This window comes from Moorena sp. SIO4E2 (assembly GCF_010671945.1).
Classification (GTDB): Bacteria; Cyanobacteriota; Cyanobacteriia; order Cyanobacteriales; family Coleofasciculaceae; genus Moorena; species Moorena producens.
The window spans coordinates 1-2534 of record NZ_JAAHIE010000839.1 but is presented as its reverse complement, the minus strand read 5'-3'; the positions used below and the strand labels follow the sequence as shown (position 1 = coordinate 2534).

At 44.0% G+C, this 2534-nt stretch carries 2 protein-coding genes and 1 pseudogene; all 3 read right to left on the bottom strand.

Annotation, left to right across the window (positions count from 1 at the left end):
- Window positions 1-106: 106 nt before the first annotated feature.
- A complete protein-coding gene (locus F6K37_RS37920; RefSeq protein WP_287256206.1) occupies window positions 107-247 on the bottom strand; it encodes an HNH endonuclease in 141 nt (46 codons plus the stop codon).
- The gene (locus F6K37_RS37915; protein ID WP_287256204.1) at window positions 229-1455 is read right to left on the bottom strand and encodes a reverse transcriptase domain-containing protein; all 1227 of its coding nucleotides are present in this window, start codon (window positions 1453-1455) and stop codon (window positions 229-231) included. Before F6K37_RS37915 ends, F6K37_RS37920 begins: the two co-directional genes overlap by 19 nt.
- A 66-nt stretch (window positions 1456-1521) precedes the next feature.
- Window positions 1522-1953, bottom strand: a pseudogene (locus F6K37_RS37910) (reverse transcriptase N-terminal domain-containing protein); the annotation flags it as partial.
- Between the last annotated feature and the right edge of the window lie 581 nt (window positions 1954-2534).

The following is a 2534-nucleotide window of genomic DNA, read 5'->3' as shown; positions in this document are numbered from 1 at the left end:
GTTAAACTAAGCCAGAGAGTCGCCTCACTGACTCGTCTTCAAAACCGTACGTGAGAGTTTCCCCTCATACGGCTCCTCATTATAGGAACCATTTTCATTGGTACCTCTAGAACGGATTGGCATCTAACTCAGATGAGTCGATTTTCTCTCCGTGCTTTATATCGTGGCAATGTAGGTGAAGTAACTCTAGATTTTTGTCTGAGTTATTTCCACCGAGCGAGCGTGGTATTATGTGGTGTTTTTCCATCGAATCTCCATCCCTGTTCGCGAAGCGTCGGCTACGCCGAAGGTGAGACCACAATGAGTACATACCCCTTTTTGCCTTTTCAAAAGCCTTCCCTTTTGACTGGTCATTTCAGGGTGTTTCTGCATTCTGGTACTCCAATAAATTAGGTCGCCATCGAATGGACTCCGAGTCTCTTTGACCTTCACGTGTCTGACTATTTTGGTCTTGGCGTGTTTGGGGAGGTAATTCTCCTCGTTGGTCATGAATACCCAGTTATCTATTTTTGGGGCTTCCCATGGTTTCTTTGGTTTTTCAACCTTAGTTCCCCAATATTTTTTGTTCACCCAGGTTTTTGATTTATTAGGATGTCTCCTATAACCCCATCTTTGAAGTTTGTTCCAGAGCAGGTGGTCTATCTTCGAGTAGGTTTCCTTGCTACAGACTGAGCTGTGATATTTGCACCATCCTCTTGTGATAGGTTTGAGGTGCCTTATTAAGGCATCTTGAGGAGCGGCTTTGTGATTGTCAATTGCTGACGAGAGTTGCTCTAGGTGCTCTTTTACGCTCTTCCTTGATGGTTTGATGATGGTTTTAAACCCTTGTTTGGAGTGATTTCTTCCGGCTGTGTATTGCCGGATGTTGAAGCCAAGGAAGTCAAATCCTATGGTCGTATGAGTCACTCTGGTTTTGTTTGGTTTTAGTTCCAGGCCAATATCACTGAGCCAATCATTGATGATTTCTTGACATTCTTCTATCACTGAACGGTCTTTGTGCATGATGACAAAGTCATCAGCGTATCGAATTAAGTTCAATGCTCCTCTATTTCTGGTCTTATTTCCTTTCATAGAATTTGCATATTGTTTAATTCTCTGTTCCATTCCGTGGAGGGCTATATTCGCTAAAAGCGGAGATATGATTCCGCCTTGAGGGGTACCCTCGTTTGATTGGGAGAATGTTCCCTTATCCATCACCCCGGATTTTAACCAGTTCTTGATTAATCGTCTCAGGGATGGGTAAGTATTTAATTTTCTTAGAAGTGCATCATGATTGATTTTTTCAAAGCATTTGGCGATGTCAGCATCTAAAACCCATTTGGGCTTTTGTTTGATGCTGTTGAATATTGCTTCGATGGCATCGTGACATGACCGTCCCGGTCTAAACCCGTATGAATTAGGTTCAAATTTGGCTTCCCGGAGACGAAACCTTAGATAGTGGAGCCTTACTAACAAGCCTTAAAACCTTCTCTGCATAACCTTAAAACTATAAAGGCTCCACTATCTTGCGGTAACTTCTGACCATTCAGGTTCTAATGCCTGTTTGGCAAGTGCCTGTAGTGCTCGGTCATGTATGGTTGGTATCCCTAGAGGCCGTCTCTCATCTCTTCCAGGTTTAGGTATCCAGACCCGGCGGGTTGGTTGGGGCTTCTTGTACAGTTTTAGGCTGGCTACTAAGTCGAGTCGTTGCTTACTGGTTAAAGCTTTCTTCCCGTCTATTCCGGCAGTCTTCTTGCCTTTGTTTTGTTGGGTCACCTTCCTGACTGCGAGCATTTTGGCTGACCAGGATTTCATCAGGGTTTTTTGGAGTTTTCTAACCACGCGAACATCGCCACGTTGAGAGGCTCGATATATCCGGTTTTGTAACTTGAATACGGTTCTTTCTAGCCTGCGCCAATCAACCCTATTCCATTCCGACTGTGGGGCGAACCCCCGAGTTTTGGACTTATGCATTACTACTCCTAGCTATATTTTTTCCTACAACGTGAGTCTGTGTGCGTATCCTGGGTATTACCCCAGGCTTTGGCTTCTGACTCAATCCCTCTTTCATATGACTTGCGGCTAACTACCTACTCAACAACCGACCGTGTTGAGAGTACATATAAAAGTTACTTCGTTCCTGATAACCATTCTTTTGAACTTTTAGGGTGATACTTTTCACCGGGAACTTTAGGGAAATCTTTATAAGAATGTGAAACCTTATAAACCTGTATGCTCCTTTGACATTTTGTCCGTAGTGGTTCAGCCTTATTTCACTACGTCTTGCTGACGATGATTCTGACGTATCTTCCTCTCGTACCCATGAATTCTATTGCCTGTTACTAACACCACTTTAGACTAGCAGTGCTTCACTACTCGACCCCGCTTTACCCCAGGGTTGTTAAGTTCTGAAGTAGGGGTAGGGCTGTCACTCGGATTTCACGAGGGTCAGAAGTTACCGAAAGAATAGTGCAGCCTTTATGGTCAGCAGGTTAGGCATCATAGGAGTAAGGTTTTGTACTAAGGCTGCACTATTCTAAGGTTTTGTCTCCGGG